Raw genomic sequence first — 21,698 nt, 5'->3', positions numbered from 1 at the left:
GGTGAATGACAGGGGTCATTTGCCTGGCAGGTCTAACTCCGACAGGAGCCATTTCGTGAAAGACTTATTAAAGTTTCTGAAAGCGCAAACCAAGACCGAAGAGTTTGATGCGATCAAAATTGCTCTGGCATCACCTGATATGATCCGTTCATGGTCATTTGGTGAAGTTAAAAAGCCAGAAACAATTAACTACCGTACGTTCAAACCAGAACGTGACGGCCTTTTCTGTGCCCGTATTTTCGGACCAGTAAAAGATTACGAATGTTTGTGTGGTAAATACAAACGTTTAAAACACCGTGGTGTTATCTGTGAGAAGTGTGGCGTTGAAGTCACACAAACTAAAGTTCGTCGTGAACGTATGGGTCACATCGAATTAGCTTCTCCAGTGGCGCACATCTGGTTCTTGAAATCACTGCCGTCCCGTATCGGTCTGCTGTTGGATATGCCACTGCGCGATATTGAACGTGTACTGTATTTTGAATCTTATGTTGTTGTTGAAGGCGGTATGACCAGCCTTGAACGTGGCCAAATCTTAACAGAAGAGCAATACCTCGATGCATTAGAAGAATTCGGTGATGAATTTGATGCGAAGATGGGTGCTGAAGCTGTTCAGAACTTGTTACAGAGCATGGATCTGGAACAAGAGTGTGAAACGCTACGTGAAGAGTTAAATGAGACTAACTCTGAAACTAAACGTAAGAAACTGACTAAACGTATCAAGTTACTTGAAGCATTCATGCAATCAGGCAATAAACCTGAGTGGATGATCTTAACTGTACTGCCAGTGTTACCACCAGACTTACGTCCACTGGTTCCACTTGATGGTGGTCGTTTTGCGACTTCTGACTTGAACGATTTATATCGTCGCGTTATCAACCGTAATAACCGTTTAAAACGCCTGCTAGATTTAGCAGCTCCAGACATTATCGTACGTAACGAAAAACGTATGTTACAAGAGTCTGTTGATGCGTTATTAGATAACGGTCGTCGCGGTCGTGCAATTACAGGCTCTAACAAACGTCCTCTGAAATCTTTGGCTGATATGATCAAAGGTAAACAAGGTCGTTTCCGTCAAAACCTGTTAGGTAAACGTGTTGACTATTCTGGTCGTTCTGTAATCACCGTTGGTCCATACCTGCGTCTGCATCAGTGTGGTCTGCCGAAAAAAATGGCACTTGAATTATTCAAACCATTTATTTACGGAAAACTGGAAACCCGTGGTTTAGCGACAACAATTAAAGCCGCTAAAAAAATGGTTGAGCGTGAAGAAGCGGTAGTTTGGGATATCTTAGATGAAGTTATCCGTGAACACCCAGTTATGCTAAACCGTGCACCGACACTTCACCGTTTAGGTATACAGGCGTTTGAACCAATCCTGATTGAAGGTAAAGCTATTCAGTTACACCCACTCGTTTGTGCGGCATATAACGCCGACTTCGATGGTGACCAAATGGCGGTTCACGTTCCATTGACATTAGAAGCGCAGTTAGAAGCTCGCGCGTTGATGATGTCAACTAACAATATTCTGTCTCCAGCAAGTGGTGACCCAATTATCGTTCCTTCACAGGACGTGGTATTAGGTCTTTACTACATGACTCGTGATTGCATCAATGCCAAAGGTGAAGGCATGGTGTTAAGTGGTCCAAAAGAAGCTGAACGCGTTTATCGCGCAGGTTTAGCCTCTTTACACGCGCGTGTTAAAGTACGTATCACTGAAGAGATCAAAGATGGCGAAGGTAATATCACCACTGAAACTAGCTTAAAAGACACTACAGTTGGTCGTGCTATTTTATGGATGATTGTACCAAAAGGCCTACCTTACGCACTGGTTAACCAACCATTAGGTAAAAAAGCTATTTCTAAAATGCTGAATACCTGCTACCGCGTAATGGGCTTAAAGCCAACAGTTATTTTTGCTGACCAAATCATGTATACCGGTTTTGCTTACGCAGCACGTTCTGGTGCTTCAGTAGGTATCGATGACATGGTTATCCCTGCGAAAAAAGCAGAGATTATTGCCGAGGCAGAAGCAGAAGTTGCAGAAATTCAGGAACAGTTCCAATCCGGTCTGGTAACAGCGGGTGAACGTTACAACAAAGTCATCGATATTTGGGCTGCTGCGAATGAACGCGTCGCTAAAGCGATGATGGAAAATCTGTCTACAGAAACTGTGATCAACCGTGATGGTGAAGAAGAACAACAAGTTTCCTTCAACAGCATCTTTATGATGGCTGACTCCGGTGCTCGTGGTTCTGCAGCTCAGATCCGTCAGTTAGCGGGTATGCGTGGTCTGATGGCTAAGCCAGATGGCTCCATTATCGAAACCCCAATCACTGCGAACTTCCGTGAAGGTCTGAACGTACTCCAGTACTTCATCTCAACCCACGGTGCTCGTAAAGGTTTGGCGGATACCGCACTGAAAACAGCAAACTCCGGTTACTTGACTCGTCGTTTAGTTGACGTTGCACAAGACCTTGTCGTAACAGAAAGCGACTGTGGTACAACCGAAGGTGTGATGATGACTCCGGTCATTGAAGGTGGAGATGTTAAAGAGCCACTGCGTGAGCGTGTATTAGGACGGGTAACGGCAGAAGATATCCTGAAACCAGGTACTGCAGATATCCTTGTTCCACGTAATACGCTGTTAAACGAAAAACTGTGTGATCTGTTAGAAGAAAACTCAGTAGACAGCGTTAAAGTTCGTTCAGTTGTAACCTGTGACACAGACTTTGGTGTATGTGCTAAATGTTATGGTCGTGACCTTGCTCGTGGTCATATCATCAACAAAGGTGAAGCTATCGGTGTTATCGCAGCACAGTCAATCGGTGAGCCTGGTACACAGTTAACGATGCGTACGTTCCACATCGGTGGTGCGGCATCCCGTGCGGCAGCAGAATCAAGCATTCAGGTACGTAATAAAGGTACACTGAAATTGATCAATGCGAAATTTATCACCAACACTGCTGGTAAGTTAGTGATTACTTCTCGTAATACAGAATTACGTCTGATTGACGAATTCGGTCGTACGAAAGAAAGCTATAAAGTACCTTATGGTGCTCAATTATCGAAAGGTGATGGCGAAGCTGTAAACGGTGGCGAAACAGTTGCTAACTGGGATCCACATACCATGCCTGTGGTGAGTGAAGTTTCTGGTATTATCCGTTTTGCTGACATGGTTGATGGTCAAACCATTACTCGTCAAACGGATGAATTAACCGGTCTTTCTTCACTGGTTGTTCTGGATACTGCAGAGCGTACTGGTAGCGGTAAAGATTTACGTCCAGCATTGCGCATCACCGATGCACAAGGTAATGATGTATTAATCCCGAATACAGATATGCCGGCACAGTACTTCCTACCAGGTAAAGCTATCGTTCAATTAGATGATGGCGTTGCTATTAATGCGGGTGATACGTTAGCACGTATTCCTCAAGAATCTGGTGGTACTAAAGATATTACCGGTGGTCTACCACGCGTTGCTGACTTGTTTGAAGCTCGTCGTCCGAAAGAGCCTGCAATCCTTGCTGAAATCAGCGGTATTGTTTCTTTCGGTAAAGAAACGAAAGGTAAACGTCGCTTAGTTATTTCTCCATTAGATGGTAGCGATGCATACGAAGAGATGATCCCTAAATGGCGTCAACTTAACGTATTTGAAGGTGAGGTTGTGGAACGCGGTGATGTTATCTCCGATGGTCCAGAATCACCACATGACATTCTGCGCTTACGTGGTGTTCATGCGGTTACTCGCTATATCACTAATGAAGTACAGGAAGTTTACCGTTTACAAGGGGTTAAGATTAACGATAAACACATTGAAGTTATCGTTCGTCAGATGCTACGTAAAGTGACTATCGAAAATGCCGGTAGCTCTGAATTCCTTGAAGGTGAACAAGTTGAATACGCTCGTGTTAAAGTTTCGAACCGTATTTTAGAAGAAGAAGGTAAAGTACCAGCAACATACTCTCGTGACCTATTAGGTATTACGAAAGCATCACTGGCTACTGAGTCTTTCATCTCTGCGGCATCGTTCCAAGAAACAACACGCGTACTGACTGAAGCTGCTGTTGCAGGTAAACGTGACGAATTACGTGGTTTAAAAGAAAACGTTATTGTGGGTCGTCTGATCCCTGCAGGTACTGGTTTTGCGTACCATCAGGATCGTATCCAACGTCGTCAACAACAACTGCCAACGGATGAAACTGAAGCAACAATCAGTGCAGATGAAGCTTCTGCTAACTTAGCAGAATTGCTGAATGCGGGTTTCGGCGGTTCATCAAATAACTAATTGATACTGCATTAGTTTTAAATATAAATACCCTCGATAGTTATCGAGGGTATTTTTTTGCTCTTTTTTATACTTGTATAGGTAAGTTAAATAATTAAGTTTATATTTTTCAGATATTTATGATAAACTTTTACTAAGTAAAAGGTCATTTTTTTCTGTAAGCTGGCGGTCCACATTTAGCACGGAGTCAGCGATGAATAAACCTCTTTTAATTTCTTCTCATGATGCTGCATTCAAACGCTTCATGATGAATATCAGTAATGCTAAGGATTTCTTTTTTATCCATTTATCAGATGAATTAAAAAGCTATTGTGATTTTTCAACTTTAAAGCTACAAAATTCCTCTTTTATCGATATTAAATTACGTTCTCGTATGTCAGATATTCTCTACTCAGTGAAAACCAAAACGGGGAATATCTCAATTTATTTCTTAATTGAGCACCAATCTCGACCAGATAAAATGATCGCTTGGCGTATGATGCACTATGCGTTTTGCACGATGAATCAGCATCTACAGCAAGGTTACACATCTTTGCCATTGGTTGTTCCTATCTTGTTTTATCATGGCAAACGCAAGCCTTATCCTTTTTCTGTCAATTGGTTAGATTGTTTTCCGCTTTCTACATTGGCAAATCAACTCTATCTTAATAATTTTGCATTAATTGATTTGAATTCAATTGATGATGAAATTTTATTAACACATAGAAAAGCCGCTGTAATGGAAATTGCAATGAAACATGTGAACAGTTGCGATGATCTTGATAAGTTAGCGATGCTTCTCTCAAAAGCGATAAATCAGAAAAACTGCAGTGATGAAGACACTATCGCTGTTGTACAATATTTATTCTCAATTATGGACGCGGCGGATTTTGAATCCATCATAAATAAGATAGCTGAACAAGTAGATAATCATAGAGAGACGATTATGAATATTGCATGGCGGTTAGAAAATAAAGGATTTAAATTAGGAAAAATGGAGGGGATAGAGATAGGTAAAAATGAAGGTATAGAGATAGGTAAAAATGAAGGTATAGAAATAGGTAAAAAGATAGTACAAATACAATTAGCAAAAAACTTATTAAAAGAAAATGTTGAGTTGGAATTTATTGAACGAATAACTGGTTTAAGTATACAAGAACTTAAAATATTGCTTTTAACTTAATGAAATAGTTAGTTAACTTAATCTTTTTAAGAAAAATTTATTGTTATATCTAACGTATTGATATTATTTTTTATTATTTATTACTATGTGTTATGTAATAAAACCGCGATTATATTTATTAAAAAAATAAATTAAAACGCGGTATTATTTTATCTCTATTAACGACCTAAATAGTTATCCCAATCTTTCCATACAGGCTGTAATCCTCGTGTTTTTAGGGCATTAATTACATCACTGACATGACGATTATCATTAGGTGAAAATTGCTCTAACTCCTCATGGCTATCAGAATAACCACCGGGCTGAGTTTTAGAGCCAGCGCTGATATTATTGATGGCTAAAGGTACTGTATTATCGCGAAAGTAAGGCGATTCACGTGTTGAAAGGGAAAGCTCAACATCGGGGGCTAAAATACGAAAAGCACAAATCAACTGAACTAATTCTGCTTCACTCATTACCGATGCAGGATTAAGCCCACCAGCACATGGGCGTAGACGAGGAAAGGAGATAGAGTAACGACTTTTCCAGTAACGTTTTTGTAAAAATAGCAGATGCTCAGCCACCATATAACAATCGGTACGCCATCTGTCAGATAAACCAATTAGTGCACCTAAACCAATTTTATCAATGCCGGCTTGCCCTAATCTATCAGGGGTTTGTAACCGCCAATGAAAATCTTGTTTTTTTCCTCTTAGATGATGCAACTGATAAGTGGGTTCATGATAGGTTTCTTGATAAACCATTACACCATCAATACCGAGCGTTTTTAATTCAGCATACTCATTGGTCGCCAGAGGTTGTACTTCCATCATTAATAAACTGAACTGCTGGCGAATAAGCGGTATATATTGACGGAAATAATCCATACCAACTTTTCTTTGATGCTCTCCTGTAACGAGTAGCAGGCTATCAAAACCTAATTGCCGAATGCTATGACATTCAGCAAGGATTTCGTCTTCATTTAATGTTTTGCGCTTGATGGCATTACTCATTGAAAAACCACAATAAGTGCAATCATTAGCACATAAATTAGAGAGGTACAGTGGAACATATAAACCGACAACATTACCAAAACGTTGTCGAGTTAGTTGCTGGGCGCGTTGTGCCATTGGCTCTAAATAATGTCGGCCAGCAGGGGAGATCAGCGCCATAAAATCATCAAGAGTTAAAGTATGATGAGATAAAGCAGTTTCAACATCTTCACAAGTTTTACTATTCAGTCTTAACGTGATGTCATCCCAATCTAATTGTTGCCAATAATCAGAAAATGTTTTCATTAGAAAGCCTCTAAATATTGGGTTAATGGGCTAGAGGCTTGTGCTTGCATATGTGTTATTGAAGTCGGTACAGCCAGTCCAGATTGTCGAGCAAGCTCTCCAGCATCAATTGCAGCTTTAAAAGCTTGAGCCATTAAAACTGGATTTTTAGCTACGGCTATGGCGGTATTGACGAGTACAGCATCCGCACCCAATTCTAAAGCTTCAAGAGCATGGCTTGGTGCGCCAATACCAGCGTCAACAACAACGGGTATTGAGGTTTGTTCAATAATAATCCGCAAAAAATCGCGAGTTTGTAAACCCTGATTGGAACCAATAGGTGAACCTAACGGCATTACAGCTGCGCATCCTACCTCTTCTAAGCGACGGCATAATACCGGATCAGCACTGCAATAAGGTAAAACCACAAAACCTTCTTTAACGAGAAGTTCAGCCGCCTTAAGTGTTTCTATTGGATCAGGAAGTAGGTATTTGGTATCAGGATGAATTTCTAATTTGATCCAATGGGTATCAAAGGCCTCTTTTGCTAATCGTGCAGCAAAAACGGCTTCTTGTGCTGTTTTTGCACCAGAAGTATTAGGTAATAATTTTATCCCTAATGATTTAAGAGGGGCGATTAGATCATCATTGCCATTTTTTAAATCAACACGCTTCATTGCCATTGTGACTAATTGGCTACCAGAGGCTTTAATGGCTTCAGCCATGAGTGTTGGTGTCGCAAATTTACCTGTACCAGTAAATAACCTTGATGTGAATGTAGTATCAGCAATTTTCAACATATCAGCCTCCCGCAATTGCTTGAAAGAGAAGAATTGTGTCACCCTCATTGATCATTTGTGTATTCCAGTTTTCACGTGGAATAATGATGTCATTGATAGCGAGTGCCACCCCCATAGAAGGTTGTTTTAACTCAATAAGGAGCTGGCTTATCGTGACAGGCATATCCAGAGAATAACGTTCGTCATTTACGGTAATATTCATGCTAACCCTCGACAAACAGGACAGTTTTTTGATGGTGTTAAGCGCAAGGTGCTCCAATTTTGTTTTCTACCATCGAACAGACGTAGTTTTCCACTTAACGTACTTGGTAAACCTGCAAGTAACTTAATTGCTTCAAGTGCCTGCAGAGTACCAATGACCCCTACAACGGGGCCTAGAATTCCAGCTGTTTGGCAATTGCGTTGTGGCTCTTTGTTATCAGGATAGAGACAGTGGTAACAACCATGAATAAAAGGGGGCTCAAACACGATCAGCTGACCACTAAATCCAACGGCACTGCCACTAATAAGCGGTATTTGTTGTTTAACACAGATACGATTGATTGCTTGGCGAGTGCTCATGTTATCAGTGCAATCTAAAACTAAATCGATGTTTTGAAGCAACGTAGAGAGAAAATCATCATTAACACGTTGTTTATAGGTGGTGATTTTAATGTCAGGATTTAAGGCAAGTAGAGCCTGTTTGGCGATGTCTGATTTTGCATCCGGGATATCTTGAGTGCGATAGAGAATTTGACGCTGTAAATTCGAGACATGCAAATTATCATCATCGACTAAAATAAGTTCACCCACTCCTGCACCTGCTAGATAAAGTGATGCTGGAGAGCCTAACCCACCTAAGCCAATAATTAATACTCTGGCTTGCTGTATTTTGGTTTGCCCTTCTAAGCCTATATCTTCTAACATCACTTGTCGGCTATAACGCATAAAATCATTATCATTTAGCATGATGGTTTTCCCTCTACTAATTCTAATAATTTAAGTGTTACCTGTTGCCAGTCTGATGCCTTTGTTATTGCACTCACTAAAGCAACTCCACCAACGCCAGTTGCTACGACATCAGAGACTTTTTCTAGAGAGATCCCGCCAATAGCAACGGTTGGAAAATCATGAGTTTGTTTTACTTGATACTTGAGTGCTCTTAAACCTTGTGGCTTTGATGGCATATCTTTCGTCGTCGTTGGAAATATATGCCCTAAAGCAATATAAGAGGGAAGTAACCTTTTTGCTCTTTGTAGTTCAGTGTCATTATGGGTGGAAATACCAAGGCATAAACCTGACTGTTTAATAGCATCAAGATCGGCAATGTCGAGATCTTCTTGTCCAAGATGAACACCATAAGCGTGATGTTTAATGGCGAGTTGCCAATAATCATTGATAAATAATCTTGCGTTATACTCACGGCCTAATTTGATTGCAGTGATTATATCTTGTTCAACATCTTTGGGCTGTTTATCTTTGATGCGCAATTGGATCGTTGTTACACCTATTTTCAACAGGCGCTCAATCCATTCAATAGAATCGACAACAGGGTAAAGCCCCAACTTTTTTTCGGTTGGGGCAAAAGCCGAATTAGAGGATCTGTTCATTATCAGCTACCTCGGAACTGGCTATTTCTGCACTGTGGTATAGTTCGCTACCATGGGCTTTAAAGGCTTGTGACATTTGCTCCATACCTGCTGCATAATCACGCACTTCTTGTGTTATCTTCATTGAGCAGAATTTAGGTCCACACATAGAGCAGAAGTGAGCGACTTTCCCCGATGCTTGAGGTAAGGTTTCATCGTGATATTGACGGGCAGTTTCAGGATCAAGTGCTAGATTAAATTGATCTTCCCATCGAAACTCAAAACGGGCTTTAGACATGGCGTTATCACGAATTTGCGCGCCGGGATGTCCTTTGGCAAGATCAGCAGCATGGGCGGCGATTTTATAAGTAATAAGACCTTGTTTCACATCTTCTTTATTGGGGAGTCCGAGATGCTCTTTCGGAGTGACATAACAGAGCATGGCACAGCCAAACCAGCCAATCATTGCAGCGCCAATACCGGAAGTAAAATGATCGTAGCCCGGTGCTATATCAGTTGTTAGAGGGCCTAATGTATAGAAGGGGGCTTCATGACAATGCTCTAGTTCTTCCGTCATATTGCGACGTATCATCTGCATTGGTACATGACCTGGGCCTTCAATCATGACTTGTACATCATATTCCCAAGCAATCTTTGTTAATTCACCCAAGGTATGTAATTCAGCGAACTGTGCTTCATCGTTAGCATCTTGGATAGAGCCGGGTCTTAGACCATCACCTAATGATAATGAAACATCATAAGCGGTGCAGATTTCGCAAATCTCCCGGAAGTGGGTATAGAGGAAATTCTCTTTATGGTGTGATAAACACCACTTCGCCATAATTGATCCACCACGAGAGACAATGCCCGTTAAACGTTTTGCGGTCATAGGAACATAGCGTAATAGGACACCTGCATGGATAGTGAAGTAATCTACCCCTTGTTCCGCTTGTTCTAATAAAGTATCACGGAACATTTCCCAAGTGAGATCTTCTGCAATACCGTTAACTTTTTCGAGAGCTTGATAAATAGGAACAGTACCAATAGGGACTGGGCTATTACGGATGATCCATTCACGTGTTTCGTGGATATAACGTCCAGTTGACAGATCCATTACCGTATCGGCCCCCCAACGTGTTGACCAAATCAGTTTTTCTACTTCTTCTTCGATAGATGAGGTAACCGAAGAGTTGCCGATATTAGCATTCACCTTAACTAAGAAATTACGGCCAATAATCATCGGCTCAGATTCTGGGTGATTGATATTGGCAGGAATAATGGCACGGCCGGCGGCAACTTCTTGGCGTACAAACTCAGGCGTAATATTGTCAGGTAAATGTGCACCAAAGCTAAATCCGGCATGTTGTTGGCGTAATACTTCGCTACGAATACGTTCTCGCCCCATATTTTCTCGAATGGCAATAAATTCCATTTCTGGCGTAATAATACCTTTGCGAGCGTAATGTAATTGCGTCACTCTCTTATTATTTAGCGCTTTTCTAGGGCTGGGTTTTAACGGAAAGCGTAGATGTTCTAATCCTGCATCAGTAAGGCGTTGTTGAGTGAAATCAGAACTTAAGTGTGAAAGAGGTTCGGTATCATTACGCGCATCAATCCATGGTTGGCGAATTTTTTTTAAGCCAAGATTAACGTCAAGTTGAGAAGTTGGATCACCATAAGGCCCTGAAGTGTCATAGACTGGAATAGGTTCATTCTCTTCAAAAATAGGATCTTCTTTTGAGCCACCGATTAGGGTCTTATCAAGTTGGATCTCACGCATTGGCACTTGAATATCTGAACGAGTACCAGTGATGTAAATACGTTTTGAATTGGGAAAATTAATACCTTGAATAGTGCTAATAAAGGATTGCGCTGCATCGCGTTGTTCTTTACGTGGGCGCTGTTTATTCGCAGTGGGCGAAACATCTTTAATAGAGATAGTTTGATTTTTGGACATAGCATTTCCTAATAAATATCAATCAAGCACAAGGCTTGTCGGGTGAATATTGAGAAAAATGCTTGTCTGGAGGTCGCAGGGAGTATCGACAGATAAGAGTGTAAAAAATAGACACAATGAAGCTATCTAAAGGTCGAATGACTCTTGTTCCCTTCGCGGGTATTAGCCCGATCAGGTTCCGCGGATCCCGAATTAACGGTCTCAGCCTGTGTTTAAAATAGCCTTATAAACACTAGGCACTCCGACAAGAATGCCCACAGTATATTAAAGATCTTAAAAACTACAAGCCCGATAATGATTATTTATTTAACTGCCAGTAGCACTGTTGCCATTCTTTTTCTGTTGCTATTTGGCTTAATCTTTCATCGGCGTTAATGGTGATAACCTCATTTGCTTGATAGCATAAAGGGAGATCGTTGGCTGAGTCAGTATAGAAATAAATATAAGAATTATTAATGTTGTTTTGTTCTTTCCACTGATTGAGTCGAGTGACTTTACCCTCTCTAAAGGTAGGAATACCCTCAATATGGCCTGTATAATGATTATTTTTTATCTGCATATCAATGCCCATAGAAATATCAGCATTAAGTTGTTTTGCAATCGCATGTACCAGAAAAGACATAGTTGCAGAGATAATGATAACGGGGATATTTTGTTGTCGGTATCGGTTTATGGTATTAATGCCTTGGGGATAGAGCAATGGCTTGATTATGGTATGAGTAAAATCAGTAACCCATTGATTTATTTCTTCGATGCCATACTGATTAAAATAAGATAAATGTTGGTGTAAGTACTGATTTATATTGAGCCTTTCTGCGTAATAGTCAGCGATCATTTGTTTATCTAAAGCTAAAAAAGCAGGATCAGTGACTCTCTTTTTCTCCCACAAGTAATTTGTCCATAAACAGCTAGAATCTCCGGCTAACAGTGTTTCATCTAAATCAAAAATAGCGATCTTATGTTTCGTTATATTTGTCATTCGAGTGAACCTTATTTATAAATATAATTTATATTTTTACCATGGAGGTATAGATGAATTTTGGCGTAGCGACATAATTCATTGAGCGGCTCTTGTGAAAGAGAGTATCCTCTATTGTATATCATTAACTAAGATAGAATTATTACTATGCATTTATATACGCTAACAGGTGGTGAAAAAGGCTGGTGGACAGTCAGCCTAGGCGGCCGAGTTTGGTTACCCAAAGGTGAACTTCCATTTGGTTTAGCAACAGATTGGGGACTTGTGGGTAAACAAGCCAAAATTGTTGGGGAATGGCAAGGAGAAAATGTCTGGCTGATTTATGACAAAATGGAAAGCGATATGTGTTCACCAAGGCTTATCGCATCTCAACAAGATGAAAAGTTATTTAAATTAGTCGGTCGTGGTGTTCAACTTGCTGAATTTTATCGTTCTCATCGGTTTTGTGGCTATTGTGGGGCTAAAATGCGCCATAGTGAGAGTGAATGGGCATGTTTATGTGATAACTGTCATGAGCGTTATTACCCACAAATAGCACCTTGTATTATTGTTGGTATTCGTAATAAAGATAAAATTCTATTAGCACACCACGTTAGGCATAAACATTCACCACTCTACACCGTTTTAGCTGGTTTTGTTGAAGTAGGGGAAAGCTTAGAAGATGCGGTAGCTCGCGAAGTTTTTGAAGAAAGTCATATTCATATTCGCAATATTCGTTATGTTTCTTCACAACCATGGCCTTTCCCTCATTCTCTTATGATGGGTTTTCTTGCCGATTATGCAGGGGGAGAATTACGACATGATCCTTCGGAATTAATCAGTGCAGCATGGTATCGCTATGATGAGTTACCACAAATACCACCTTCTGATACTATTGCGCGACGTTTAATAGAAGATACGATAGCGAATATTAGACAAGATGAAGAAAATAGCTAAATAAAGGTGTTGCCTGCCAACTGTTATTTTTCCAACATGTTACACTACACGCTATTTTGCGGCCCTATTACTATTAATGGAGTTAGACATGAGTGAGTTGAAAAACGACCGCTATTTACGTGCGCTGTTGCGCCAACCTGTTGATGTCACCCCTGTTTGGATGATGCGTCAGGCAGGCAGATACCTTCCTGAATACAAGGAAACACGAGCACAGGCGGGAGACTTCATCTCATTGTGCAAAAATACCGAATTGGCATGCGAAGTTACCTTACAGCCTTTAAGACGTTTTCCTTTAGATGCCGCTATCCTATTTTCTGATATTTTAACTATCCCTGATGCGATGGGATTAGGTTTGTATTTTGAAACAGGGGAAGGTCCTCGTTTTAAAACACCGATAAATAGCCTTGATGATATAAAAAAATTACCTATTCCCGATCCGGAAGATGAACTAGGTTATGTCATGAATGCGGTACGTGCTATTCGTCATGCATTGCAAGGTAATGTGCCATTAATTGGTTTTTCAGGTAGTCCATGGACACTAGCTACTTATATGATTGAAGGTGGAAGTAGTAAGGCGTTCACAAAAATTAAAAAAATGATGTATAGCGAGCCACAAGCTCTGCATCTATTACTGGATAAACTGGCGGATAGCGTTATCCTTTATTTGAATGCTCAGATTAAAGCAGGGGCACAATCCATCATGATCTTCGATACATGGGGAGGTGTGCTAACAGGACGCGATTATCAATTGTTCTCATTACAATACATGCATAAGATTGTTGATGGTCTTATTCGTGAAAATGAGGGCAGAAAAGTTCCGGTCACCTTATTTACTAAAGGTGGTGGGCGTTGGTTAGAAGCGATGGCAGCCACAGGTTGTGATGCATTAGGACTTGATTGGACGATTGATATCGAAGATGCTCGCCGTCGAGTCGGTGATAAGGTTGCCTTACAAGGTAATATGGATCCTTCTATGTTGTATGCGCCACCAGCAAGAATAGAACAAGAAGTCGCTACGATTTTAGCTGGCTTTGGCAAAGGTACTGGTCATGTCTTTAATCTTGGGCACGGTATTCATCAAGATGTTCCACCAGCGCATGCTGGAGCATTTATTGATGCGGTTCACCGTCTATCGAAGCCTTATCATCAGGATAATGATTAATACTCAGCAATTACGTCAAGAGCAGACAGAGAAAGCTCAACAGATTATCTTAACCGACCAATTTATGGCACCAACTTATATTGCAGGTGCTGATGTCGGATTTGAAAATAGCGGTGCGGTCACTCGTGCCGCTATTGTTGTTATGCATTATCCCTCCTTTGAAATTGTTGAATATCAAATAGCCCGTATTGCAACATTACTACCTTATATTCCCGGACTCCTTTCATTCCGTGAGTGTCCCGCGTTATTAGAAGCTTGGCAGGGCATCAAGCAAAAACCGCAACTTGTTTTTGTTGATGGTCAAGGGATCGCACATCCTAGACGGTTAGGGGTGGCAAGTCATTTTGGACTCTTAGCCGATATTCCAACCATCGGTGTGGCAAAAAGTCGTTTATGTGGTGATGATAAAAAATTAGACGACGATGTAGGAAGTACGGAAAAATTAATGGATAAGAATGAGCAGTTAGGTTGGATTTATCGTAGTAAAAAAAGATGTAAACCTTTATATATTTCTCCAGGCTATAAAGTGAGTATGGAGAGTGCATTAGCGTGGGTAAAACGCTGTATAAATGGATATCGATTACCTGAACCGACTCGTTGGGCCGATGGTATTGCCTCAAATAGGCGATTATTTGAGCAATTGAATAAGAATAAGCTCTAAATCGGCGGTAAATATGTGGATATTTTCAATTTTCAGGTAAACTGCGGCTAAGTTAAGAAAATGAGTAATCACTAATGTTGAAGAACCCAATCCATTTACGTTTAGAAAAGCTTGAAAGTTGGCAACACTTAACGTTTATGGCGTGCCTGTGTGAGAGAATGTATCCAAATTATCAGGTATTTTGTCGCGAAACAGGATTTACTGATCCAACCCTGTATCGTCGTATTCTCGATCTAGTTTGGGAAACTTTAACGGTAAAAGATGCGAAGGTGAATTTTGATTCTCAATTAGAGAAATTAGAAGAAGCTATTCCTGATGCATCTCAGTTTGATATTTATGGTGTCTATCCTGCAATCGACGCCTGTGTGGCACTGAGTGAGCTTATTCATTCTCGTTTAAGTGGTGAGTCACTCAGTCATGCTATTGAAGTGAGCAAAATTTCGGTTGGAACTGTTGCTACACTTGAAATGACACAAGCAGAAAGAGAAATGTCTGAAGAAGAATTAAAATCTCTTGCTGCGGTCACTGAAGAGTTCGATATTCAATGGGAAATTTATCGCCTACTTGTTGAGTGCGAAGAAAGAGATATTGAACTAATAAAAGGTCTGCGTACAGACCTGCGCGAATCTGGAATGAGCAATATCGGTATAGAATTAACGCACTAAATCAGAAAAACGTGATTTAGTGCTTGAAAAGCGACGTTTAAAGACTTCACATTACCCCCGTGTATGTTCTACATTGGGTACGAAAAGAAGTGGCTCAGGTGTTTTGCTTAACTGACTCTCTAAAAAAGATGAATTAAGTTTTTTCACCAGATGTTTTTCAAACGATAAAACATACTTTAAGGACTATTTTATGAACAAAGCTGAATTAACCGAATCAGTTGCTGAAAAAGCGGATCTGACAAAAACTCAGGCAAAAGCTGCTATTGAAGCGTTTATCGACTCAGTAACAGGTGCTCTGAAAGAAGGTGATTCTGTCCAGTTAGTTGGTTTCGGTACATTCAAAGTGAATCACCGTGCAGAGCGTACTGGTCGTAACCCTCAAACTGGCAAAGAAATTAAAATTGCAGCAGCTAACGTTCCTGCATTTACTGCCGGTAAAGCACTGAAAGACGCAGTAAAATAATTCCTTTGAACGGAATGAACAATAGAGGGGGAGTTGCTCCCCTTTTGTTGAGACGACAGGGGCTGTTAGCAATAGGGTTCTCTTTTTTGCTCAGCGCCTGCTCTTCTTCTCCACAACTACCCGAATTTTCTGCAACGGGCTATATTGCAGATGAAGGGGTTGTGCGGCTTTGGCGTTTAAATAACAAAACATCAGAGCCTCAAGTGATTATGAGTGTCTATAGCTTTTATCAAAAGCCTGAAACTGTTGTCACTTTTTATGAGTACCGCCAAAATAGATTATGGCAAATTCGCAGTGAAATCGTTAATCCCTCCCATCCTTCCTCTTGGCATTTACGTTTAAATAAACGTGGCGAAGTTATCTTTATGCAACAAGAGTATCAAGGACAAAAGCGCCCATTAACAGAAGATGAACGTTTAAAAATGGTATTTGCAGCCAGTCGAGAACGAGAGATCAGTAAGGCATTGGCGATAGGTCAGGTAAAGTTAGTTCAAGGAACCTGGTATCAAGATACATTGACAACATGTGCGGGTGAAAAAGTGAATGTATCATTTGAAGCACCAGAACAACGTTGGCTAAAACGTAGAACACAGCATCTAACTCGTCCCGCTTATGTTGCTTGGCTGGATTCCCCCGAAGGTAACCAGTTGTTAATGGTTGCAGAACACGATTTTTGTAAATGGGAACCAACAAAAGAGAGTTTGTGATCACTCCCTTTTGCTGTTTTAACTTACTTTTTTAAACGCGCAATGGCACGATAGCCGATATCATGGCGATAGAAACAGCCATACCAGTGAATACTTTTGGCTAAAGCATAGGCATTCTTTTGAGCTTGTTCGATATCTTCCCCTAAAGCAGTTGCACATAATACTCGGCCTCCTGCTGTAACAACTTCACCTTGAACCGTTAATTTTGTTCCTGCTTGAAATACCTTAGCTGTTGAAGAAGATGTTGCTGTTAGTCCCTCAATAATATCATTTTGGCGGTAGTTATCAGGATAGCCACCGGCGGCCATTACAACACCTAAAGCGGGGCGGGGATCCCAAATGGAGTCTTTACCGGCTAGTTCGCCTTTTGCACCCGCTAAACAGAGATCAACTAAGTCTGATTGCATGCGCATCATAATAGGTTGCGTTTCCGGATCGCCAAAACGGCAGTTAAACTCAATGACTTTGGCAATACCTTGCTTATCAATCATTAAGCCTGCATAAAGAAAACCTTGATAGCGATGTCCTTCGGCAGCCATGCCTTTGACAGTTGGATAAATGATGTTATCCATGACTTGCTGGTGGATTTCAGGAGTAACAACCGGTGCAGGAGAATAAGCCCCCATTCCGCCGGTGTTTGGGCCTGAGTCACCATCACCGACGCGCTTATGATCTTGACTTGTTGCCATTGGAAGTACATTTTCACCATCCACCATAACAATAAAACTGGCTTCTTCTCCATCAAGAAATTCTTCAATAACAATACGGTGTCCTGCATCACCAAAAGCATTACCTGCTAACATATCTTTTATCGCATTTTCTGCTTCGGTATGTGTCATGGCAACAATGACACCTTTACCCGCAGCTAGGCCATCCGCTTTAATCACAATAGGTGTGCCAACTTTATGGAGATATTCAAGTGCAGGCGCTATTTCAGTAAAGTTTTGATAAGCTGCCGTTGGGATATGATGGCGGGCTAAAAAATCTTTTGTAAATGCTTTCGAACCTTCTAGTTGTGCCGCACCTTTGGTGGGGCCAAAAATCATGAGCCCCGCTTGTTTGAACGCATCTACTACACCAATTACCAATGGTGCCTCAGGCCCCACAATGGTTAAATCAATGTGATTTTGTTGGGCAAATGCAACTAATGCGGCAATATCAGTGGCACTAATATCGACGTTTTGTACGCCATGTTCTAATGCTGTTCCTGCATTACCAGGGGCAACAAACACTTGGGTTGCTAAAGGAGATTGCGCTGCTTTCCAAGCTAGTGCATGTTCACGACCACCATTACCAATGATTAAAATTTTCATAGCAATCCCTTATTAATGGCGGAAATGACGCATGTTAGTAAAAATCATCGCGATATTGTGTTCATTAGCTGCAGCAATTACTTCATCATCACGAATAGAACCACCTGGCTGAATAACACAAGTTACACCGGCCATAGCTGCCGCATCAATACCATCTCTAAAGGGAAAGAATGCATCAGATGCCATGGCGCAACCTGCTACTTCTAAACCTTCATCAGCCGCTTTAATCCCTGCTATTTTAGCAGAATAGACACGGCTCATTTGGCCCGCACCGATGCCAATCGTCATGTCATTTTTGGCATACACAATTGCGTTGGATTTCACAAATTTTGCAACTTTCCAGCAAAATAGCGCATCTTTCCATTCTCGTTCACTAGGCTGGCGTTGCGTGACAACCCTTAGGTTTTCTTCTTTAACCATACCTAAATCACGATCTTGTACTAATAAGCCTCCGTTAACCCGTTTGAAATCAAGTGCAGGTTTAGCTTCTTGCCATTCACCACAGGCTAATACACGAACATTAGGTTTGGTTGCTAAAATAGGTAGAGCATCTTCATTAATAGAAGGCGCGATAATGACTTCGACAAATTGACGCTCTATAACGGCACTTGCTGTTTTTGCATCTAAGCTTCTATTGAAAGCGATAATACCGCCAAATGCAGAAGTTGGATCAGTTTTAAATGCATTGTCATATGCTTGTGTGAGGGTGTCCGCAATAGCAACGCCACAAGGGTTTGCATGTTTCACGATAACACAAGCTGGTTCGGAAAATGATTTCACGCATTCCAATGCAGCATCAGTATCGGCAATATTGTTATAAGAGAGTGCTTTACCTTGTAATTGATTTGCTGTTGCGATAGAGGCTTCTTCAATATTCTCTTCTATATAGAAAGCCGCTTGCTGATGAGCATTCTCACCATAACGCATATCTTGTTTCTTTATATAGTTAAGATTTAAGGTACGAGGGAAGGTTCCTGATGGTTGTGAAGTATCACCATAATAAGGTGCAACTTTTTGGCCAAAGTAGTTCGCAATCATACTGTCATAAGCTGCGGTATGCTCAAAGGCTTTAATGGCTAAATCAAAACGTGTATCTAAAGTCAGACTGTTTTGGTGATTGTCCATTTCTTCAATCACTTTTTCATAGTCATTGCTATTAACCACAATGGTGACGTCTTTATGGTTCTTTGCTGCGGAACGAACCATGGTAGGACCACCAATATCAATATTCTCAACAGCATCTGCTAATGAGCAATCGGGACGAGCTACTGTTTTAGCAAAGGGATAAAGATTGACAACAACCATGTCGATAGGACGAATATCATGTTCCTCCATAATGGTATCATCTTGTCCACGACGTCCTAAAATACCACCATGTACTTTAGGGTGAAGTGTTTTTACACGACCATCCATCATTTCTGGAAAACCGGTGTAGTCAGAGACTTCTATAACGGGTAAGCCAGCTTCTGCTAATAGACGCGCTGTCCCTCCTGTTGATAAAAGTTCTACATTTCTTTCTACAAGCGCTTTCGCAAATTCTAAAATACCTGCTTTATCAGACACACTTAAAAGAGCTCGGCGGATAGGACGAAGGTGTTGCATGAGTTTTATCCCTTGGGTTTTTGTATAACAGTAGTCATTGTGATGAAAAGTCACGTTGATACAGTGAAATTGTGTTTGCACCACTAACATTTCAGAAGATGAAGACAAAATCAATCTCACTCATTTGGGTATTATAATAACGCAAACGTTTGCGTTTGACATGCTAAATTTGTGGGAAAAGATGGCTTGTGGATAAAATTGTTGATAACTGCGTATAACTAAGGGTTTTGCTGTGGAATTAAGCAAACGAATTTTTTTCTTAAAAAAACTATTGCCAGCCTCAGAAAACTCCCTATAATGCGTCCTCGTTGTCACGGCACAGGGCGCTAAGCGAACCGGCTGAGAGAACAAAAGAAAAAGTGAAAAGCCTGATAAATTAGCGCTTGACACTGAATGAGGAAGATGTAGAATGCACCTCCTCGCAACAACGCAGAAGACCGGAAACGGCAGCGACAGTTGCACTGCTCTTTAACAAATTATCAGACAATCTGTGTGGGCACTCGCAGAGACGATATCTTCTAAAAAATTAGATGTATCAAGTCTTGAAGAGTGACTAACAAGTTAATTCATATAATGAATAAGCTAAGTTTTCGATTTCTTTGAGCATCAAACACTTTTAATTGAAGAGTTTGATCATGGCTCAGATTGAACGCTGGCGGCAGGCCTAACACATGCAAGTCGAGCGGTAACAGGAGAAAGCTTGCTTTCTTGCTGACGAGCGGCGGACGGGTGAGTAATGTATGGGGATCTGCCCGATAGAGGGGGATAACTACTGGAAACGGTGGCTAATACCGCATAATGTCTACGGACCAAAGCAGGGGCTCTTCGGACCTTGCACTATCGGATGAACCCATATGGGATTAGCTAGTAGGTGGGGTAAAGGCTCACCTAGGCGACGATCTCTAGCTGGTCTGAGAGGATGATCAGCCACACTGGGACTGAGACACGGCCCAGACTCCTACGGGAGGCAGCAGTGGGGAATATTGCACAATGGGCGCAAGCCTGATGCAGCCATGCCGCGTGTATGAAGAAGGCCTTAGGGTTGTAAAGTACTTTCAGCGGGGAGGAAGGTGATAAGGTTAATACCCTTGTCAATTGACGTTACCCGCAGAAGAAGCACCGGCTAACTCCGTGCCAGCAGCCGCGGTAATACGGAGGGTGCAAGCGTTAATCGGAATTACTGGGCGTAAAGCGCACGCAGGCGGTCAATTAAGTCAGATGTGAAAGCCCCGAGCTTAACTTGGGAATTGCATCTGAAACTGGTTGGCTAGAGTCTTGTAGAGGGGGGTAGAATTCCATGTGTAGCGGTGAAATGCGTAGAGATGTGGAGGAATACCGGTGGCGAAGGCGGCCCCCTGGACAAAGACTGACGCTCAGGTGCGAAAGCGTGGGGAGCAAACAGGATTAGATACCCTGGTAGTCCACGCTGTAAACGATGTCGATTTAGAGGTTGTGGTCTTGAACCGTGGCTTCTGGAGCTAACGCGTTAAATCGACCGCCTGGGGAGTACGGCCGCAAGGTTAAAACTCAAATGAATTGACGGGGGCCCGCACAAGCGGTGGAGCATGTGGTTTAATTCGATGCAACGCGAAGAACCTTACCTACTCTTGACATCCAGCGAATCCTTTAGAGATAGAGGAGTGCCTTCGGGAACGCTGAGACAGGTGCTGCATGGCTGTCGTCAGCTCGTGTTGTGAAATGTTGGGTTAAGTCCCGCAACGAGCGCAACCCTTATCCTTTGTTGCCAGCACGTAATGGTGGGAACTCAAAGGAGACTGCCGGTGATAAACCGGAGGAAGGTGGGGATGACGTCAAGTCATCATGGCCCTTACGAGTAGGGCTACACACGTGCTACAATGGCAGATACAAAGAGAAGCGACCTCGCGAGAGCAAGCGGAACTCATAAAGTCTGTCGTAGTCCGGATTGGAGTCTGCAACTCGACTCCATGAAGTCGGAATCGCTAGTAATCGTAGATCAGAATGCTACGGTGAATACGTTCCCGGGCCTTGTACACACCGCCCGTCACACCATGGGAGTGGGTTGCAAAAGAAGTAGGTAGCTTAACCTTCGGGAGGGCGCTTACCACTTTGTGATTCATGACTGGGGTGAAGTCGTAACAAGGTAACCGTAGGGGAACCTGCGGTTGGATCACCTCCTTACCTAAGAGATACGTGTTATGTG

The 21,698-nt window shown here is 41.7% G+C and carries 17 protein-coding genes, 1 rRNA gene and 1 riboswitch; of the genes, 9 read left to right on the top strand and 9 right to left on the bottom strand.

Annotation, left to right across the window (positions count from 1 at the left end; genetic code table 11):
* Positions 1-55: 55 nt before the first annotated feature.
* Both rpoC and AACQ49_RS18095 read left to right on the top strand, forming a co-directional pair.
* Entirely contained in the window at positions 56-4,285 is a 4,230-nt protein-coding gene (gene rpoC, locus AACQ49_RS18100) for a DNA-directed RNA polymerase subunit beta' (protein WP_004246908.1), read from the top strand.
* Between the two features lie 193 nt (positions 4,286-4,478).
* On the top strand, positions 4,479-5,447 hold the full coding sequence (locus tag AACQ49_RS18095; protein ID WP_049202980.1) for an Rpn family recombination-promoting nuclease/putative transposase: 969 nt from the start codon (positions 4,479-4,481) through the stop codon (positions 5,445-5,447).
* A 158-nt stretch (positions 5,448-5,605) separates the two neighbouring features.
* On the opposite strand, the gene thiH is transcribed toward AACQ49_RS18095, so the two are convergent.
* From thiH to AACQ49_RS18060, 7 genes are all read right to left on the bottom strand, one after another.
* On the bottom strand, positions 5,606-6,724 hold the full coding sequence (gene thiH, locus AACQ49_RS18090; RefSeq protein WP_004249130.1) for a 2-iminoacetate synthase ThiH: 1,119 nt from the start codon (positions 6,722-6,724) through the stop codon (positions 5,606-5,608).
* A complete protein-coding gene (locus tag AACQ49_RS18085; protein WP_012368506.1) occupies positions 6,724-7,503 on the bottom strand; it encodes a thiazole synthase in 780 nt (259 codons plus the stop codon). The genes thiH and AACQ49_RS18085 overlap by 1 nt, the downstream gene beginning before the upstream one ends.
* Before the next feature lies 1 nt (position 7,504).
* A complete protein-coding gene (gene thiS / locus AACQ49_RS18080; protein ID WP_004250087.1) occupies positions 7,505-7,705 on the bottom strand; it encodes a sulfur carrier protein ThiS in 201 nt (66 codons plus the stop codon).
* Positions 7,702-8,451: a HesA/MoeB/ThiF family protein gene (locus tag AACQ49_RS18075; RefSeq protein ID WP_004246914.1), complete on the bottom strand. Its 750-nt coding sequence runs from the start codon at positions 8,449-8,451 to the stop codon at positions 7,702-7,704. The genes thiS and AACQ49_RS18075 overlap by 4 nt, the downstream gene beginning before the upstream one ends.
* Complete coding sequence (thiE, locus tag AACQ49_RS18070) at positions 8,445-9,092, bottom strand: thiamine phosphate synthase (RefSeq protein WP_049199867.1); 648 nt, start codon at positions 9,090-9,092, stop codon at positions 8,445-8,447. Before thiE ends, AACQ49_RS18075 begins: the two co-directional genes overlap by 7 nt.
* A complete protein-coding gene (gene thiC / locus AACQ49_RS18065; protein WP_004246916.1) occupies positions 9,076-11,028 on the bottom strand; it encodes a phosphomethylpyrimidine synthase ThiC in 1,953 nt (650 codons plus the stop codon). Before thiC ends, thiE begins: the two co-directional genes overlap by 17 nt.
* A gap of 131 nt (positions 11,029-11,159) precedes the next feature.
* Positions 11,160-11,282, bottom strand: a riboswitch (TPP riboswitch).
* A 44-nt stretch (positions 11,283-11,326) separates the two neighbouring features.
* Positions 11,327-12,007 carry an HAD family hydrolase gene (locus AACQ49_RS18060; protein WP_071233709.1) on the bottom strand — a complete coding sequence of 227 codons (681 nt, stop codon included), beginning with the start codon at positions 12,005-12,007 and terminating at the stop codon, positions 11,327-11,329.
* A gap of 147 nt (positions 12,008-12,154) precedes the next feature.
* Between AACQ49_RS18060 and nudC the strand changes: the two genes are divergently transcribed.
* From nudC to AACQ49_RS18030, 6 genes are all read left to right on the top strand, one after another.
* Positions 12,155-12,943, top strand: a complete 789-nt coding sequence (gene nudC, locus AACQ49_RS18055) for an NAD(+) diphosphatase (RefSeq protein ID WP_161778821.1) — start codon at positions 12,155-12,157, stop codon at positions 12,941-12,943.
* Between the two features lie 88 nt (positions 12,944-13,031).
* Positions 13,032-14,105: a uroporphyrinogen decarboxylase gene (gene hemE, locus AACQ49_RS18050; protein ID WP_004249140.1), complete on the top strand. Its 1,074-nt coding sequence runs from the start codon at positions 13,032-13,034 to the stop codon at positions 14,103-14,105.
* Positions 14,098-14,766: a deoxyribonuclease V gene (gene nfi, locus AACQ49_RS18045; protein ID WP_036900352.1), complete on the top strand. Its 669-nt coding sequence runs from the start codon at positions 14,098-14,100 to the stop codon at positions 14,764-14,766. Before hemE ends, nfi begins: the two co-directional genes overlap by 8 nt.
* A 74-nt stretch (positions 14,767-14,840) precedes the next feature.
* The gene (locus tag AACQ49_RS18040) at positions 14,841-15,431 is read left to right on the top strand and encodes a YjaG family protein (RefSeq protein WP_004246921.1); all 591 of its coding nucleotides are present in this window, start codon (positions 14,841-14,843) and stop codon (positions 15,429-15,431) included.
* Positions 15,432-15,621: 190 nt separating this feature from the next.
* Complete coding sequence (locus tag AACQ49_RS18035; protein WP_004246922.1) at positions 15,622-15,894, top strand: HU family DNA-binding protein; 273 nt, start codon at positions 15,622-15,624, stop codon at positions 15,892-15,894.
* A gap of 14 nt (positions 15,895-15,908) precedes the next feature.
* A complete protein-coding gene (locus AACQ49_RS18030) occupies positions 15,909-16,601 on the top strand; it encodes a DUF1481 domain-containing protein (RefSeq protein WP_004246923.1) in 693 nt (230 codons plus the stop codon).
* A 23-nt stretch (positions 16,602-16,624) separates the two neighbouring features.
* On the opposite strand, the gene purD is transcribed toward AACQ49_RS18030, so the two are convergent.
* Both purD and purH read right to left on the bottom strand, forming a co-directional pair.
* Positions 16,625-17,914, bottom strand: coding sequence for a phosphoribosylamine--glycine ligase (gene purD / locus AACQ49_RS18025; protein ID WP_004249142.1), 1,290 nt, complete (start codon positions 17,912-17,914; stop codon positions 16,625-16,627).
* Between the two features lie 12 nt (positions 17,915-17,926).
* Positions 17,927-19,516 carry a bifunctional phosphoribosylaminoimidazolecarboxamide formyltransferase/IMP cyclohydrolase gene (purH, locus tag AACQ49_RS18020; protein WP_004250094.1) on the bottom strand — a complete coding sequence of 530 codons (1,590 nt, stop codon included), beginning with the start codon at positions 19,514-19,516 and terminating at the stop codon, positions 17,927-17,929.
* Between the two features lie 617 nt (positions 19,517-20,133).
* Between purH and AACQ49_RS18015 the strand changes: the two genes are divergently transcribed.
* Positions 20,134-21,676 (top strand): 16S ribosomal RNA (locus AACQ49_RS18015).
* Positions 21,677-21,698: the final 22 nt, after the last annotated feature.

Source organism: Proteus sp. G2675, from assembly GCF_963886535.1.
GTDB lineage: Bacteria > Pseudomonadota > Gammaproteobacteria > Enterobacterales > Enterobacteriaceae > Proteus > Proteus mirabilis.
The sequence above is the reverse complement of the archived record's forward strand: the minus strand, read 5'-3'. Positions and strand labels throughout refer to the sequence as shown.

What these genes read in the sequence shown, in the direction of transcription:
- AACQ49_RS18095 (WP_049202980.1), top strand. Translation starts at nt 4,479, where the DNA reads ATGAATAAACCTCTTTTAATTTCTTCTCATGATGCTGCATTCAAACGC.
- thiH (WP_004249130.1), bottom strand. Translation starts at nt 6,724, where the DNA reads ATGAAAACATTTTCTGATTATTGGCAACAATTAGATTGGGATGACATC.
- AACQ49_RS18085 (WP_012368506.1), bottom strand. Translation starts at nt 7,503, where the DNA reads ATGTTGAAAATTGCTGATACTACATTCACATCAAGGTTATTTACTGGT.
- thiS (WP_004250087.1), bottom strand. Translation starts at nt 7,705, where the DNA reads ATGAATATTACCGTAAATGACGAACGTTATTCTCTGGATATGCCTGTC.
- AACQ49_RS18075 (WP_004246914.1), bottom strand. Translation starts at nt 8,451, where the DNA reads ATGCTAAATGATAATGATTTTATGCGTTATAGCCGACAAGTGATGTTA.
- thiE (WP_049199867.1), bottom strand. Translation starts at nt 9,092, where the DNA reads ATGAACAGATCCTCTAATTCGGCTTTTGCCCCAACCGAAAAAAAGTTG.
- thiC (WP_004246916.1), bottom strand. Translation starts at nt 11,028, where the DNA reads ATGTCCAAAAATCAAACTATCTCTATTAAAGATGTTTCGCCCACTGCG.
- AACQ49_RS18060 (WP_071233709.1), bottom strand. Translation starts at nt 12,007, where the DNA reads ATGACAAATATAACGAAACATAAGATCGCTATTTTTGATTTAGATGAA.
- nudC (WP_161778821.1), top strand. Translation starts at nt 12,155, where the DNA reads ATGCATTTATATACGCTAACAGGTGGTGAAAAAGGCTGGTGGACAGTC.
- hemE (WP_004249140.1), top strand. Translation starts at nt 13,032, where the DNA reads ATGAGTGAGTTGAAAAACGACCGCTATTTACGTGCGCTGTTGCGCCAA.
- nfi (WP_036900352.1), top strand. Translation starts at nt 14,098, where the DNA reads ATGATTAATACTCAGCAATTACGTCAAGAGCAGACAGAGAAAGCTCAA.
- AACQ49_RS18040 (WP_004246921.1), top strand. Translation starts at nt 14,841, where the DNA reads ATGTTGAAGAACCCAATCCATTTACGTTTAGAAAAGCTTGAAAGTTGG.
- AACQ49_RS18035 (WP_004246922.1), top strand. Translation starts at nt 15,622, where the DNA reads ATGAACAAAGCTGAATTAACCGAATCAGTTGCTGAAAAAGCGGATCTG.
- AACQ49_RS18030 (WP_004246923.1), top strand. Translation starts at nt 15,909, where the DNA reads ATGAACAATAGAGGGGGAGTTGCTCCCCTTTTGTTGAGACGACAGGGG.
- purD (WP_004249142.1), bottom strand. Translation starts at nt 17,914, where the DNA reads ATGAAAATTTTAATCATTGGTAATGGTGGTCGTGAACATGCACTAGCT.
- purH (WP_004250094.1), bottom strand. Translation starts at nt 19,516, where the DNA reads ATGCAACACCTTCGTCCTATCCGCCGAGCTCTTTTAAGTGTGTCTGAT.